This window comes from Pedobacter sp. 10L46_2 (assembly GCF_056395165.1).
This window is the reverse complement of the sequence record NZ_JBFTIZ010000479.1, coordinates 1-1,861: the sequence shown is the minus strand read 5'-3', so window position 1 is coordinate 1,861 and position 1,861 is coordinate 1. Positions and strand designations below refer to the sequence as shown.

1 protein-coding gene and 1 pseudogene are annotated in these 1,861 nt (G+C 34.0%); both read right to left on the bottom strand.

Annotated features, from left to right (window positions below):
• Positions 1–167: 167 nt before the first annotated feature.
• Positions 168–1,079, bottom strand: coding sequence for a glycosyltransferase family 2 protein (locus tag AC1DDX_RS27020; protein ID WP_172663209.1), 912 nt, complete (start codon positions 1,077–1,079; stop codon positions 168–170).
• Positions 1,076–1,861, bottom strand: a pseudogene (locus tag AC1DDX_RS27015) (hypothetical protein); the annotation flags it as partial. The pseudogene AC1DDX_RS27015 and the gene AC1DDX_RS27020, both read right to left, overlap by 4 nt.

Sequence of the window (1,861 nt, the reverse complement as noted above, 5' to 3'; positions counted from 1 at the left end):
AGCAGCTACAAGTATGGTTACGCTGGGAAACTCCAGATTAGCATCAAATGAAGCTGGGGTATAGAATAGTCTCTTTATTTTTATAAGTAAAAATAAAACAAACCCATACCCAATAAAGGTGTAAAGAATAATAAAAAGAGAAACCCAAAAAGCTATTATCATTTCCCTTAAATTTTAAATCCTAATTTACTACTGCTTTTTGAATTCGTAAGATTCCAAAACACACCCTTAAAAACCCACTTAACTAGATTCAATCTTTTTTTGAAGATATAAGATATAATCTGCTTTGGACATGCAAAACAAATGTAATAGATGCTAAAGATAATTGTATTTAATAAAGATGTATTTCTTCTAATATATAGCATCCTATTTCTAGTCATAAAGTATGTCTTAATTTTACTTTCCTTACCTACACTCATCGATTCCTTATGGTAAATTGTCGATTTGCCGGTGAACCATATTTTTTTACCTATTTTCTTAAACTTATCACACCAATCTAGTTCTTCATAGTAAAGAAAAAAATCTTCAGACATTAAACCTGCAAGCTCAAGATCCTTTTTCCTGCACATCATTGCTGCCCCATGGCAATAACCGGTTTCTCTGCTATCCAAATTGTATTGCCCGCAATCAACCTCCTTATTCCCTATCCCCCTGTTTCTGCCTGTTAAATAATTCATTTCCGTAAAACCCGCGTATTGAATAATTTTCGGGTCCTCATAATACAAGATTAATGGCGAAATCAACCCAATATCCGGACGCAGCTCCATTTCATTTAAAAGAACCGGAATCATATTTTCAGTTATTTCCGTATCATTATTTAGCAGTAAAATATACTCGCCTTTAGCAGCTCGTATTCCTAAATTGTTGCCACCGGCAAATCCCAGGTTTTTATCCGACCTTATATATACTACGTCAGGATATATGTTTTTAAAATAAGCTTCATTGTCATTACTACTCCCATTATCAACCAATATAAGCTCAATGTCTTCGTTCGGGGCATTGAGCAACACAGATCTTAAAAAATCCTCAGTTACCCTAATTTGATTAAAATTTACAGTAATTATGGTAATTCGACTCATTTTGCCTCTATAAAAATTGGGGTCTCTGTTACTTCCACTTCCAACAGCCCATTTTTAGTCGCTACCTCCTTGGTTATCATCTTATCAGAACCAGGATTCAACTGATGTATTAAAGCTTTTTTTGCCCGATTTAAATCTAACAAATATTTCTCCTTTCTATCTATTTCATCAGGAACAACCAAAACATACATTCTTTTTTGCCCATTCTGGTAAATATCAACTACTGGATCCTCATTAATAGAATTGAAATAATAGTAGTCGCCCATTAGGTTAGTAACCTGATGAATATAATCTGCAGCAGGCCTCCTTTTTTTACTTTTTTCTACAAGTCCTGAATATCCAAATGAAGTTCCGGGATCGGTCCCTGGATCATTGTTATCATATAATTGGTAATAAAACACCTTATCAATTCCTAATCTGGCATACAATAAACCTAAACGGAGCAACCAATCTGCCTGGGTAATAAGATTAGACTTTGATCCTATCGGAATAGCTCTTTGAACACTTTTTTCACTTATGTCATATCCGGTTTCAGTAGACCATACTGGCATGTTTCCTAGTTTTGACGATAAATCAGTGAAACTTTTCGCAATTTTAGTCATTTCATTAGTTTCAGGAGCAACTCCTCTCTTTTTACTTTTGAACCTTGCAAACCATCCTGTATAATCATTAGAATACATATGATAATTTATAACATCAAAACATAAATCAACCTCACCATTCTTTTTATATCCCCTATTCTTTTTACACCACTCAACCATCCGCTCTACAAACTCTACATT

Excerpts from the sequence above, each read along its gene's own strand:
- AC1DDX_RS27020 (WP_172663209.1), bottom strand. The coding sequence starts at position 1,079 with ATGAGTCGAATTACCATAATTACTGTAAATTTTAATCAAATTAGGGTA.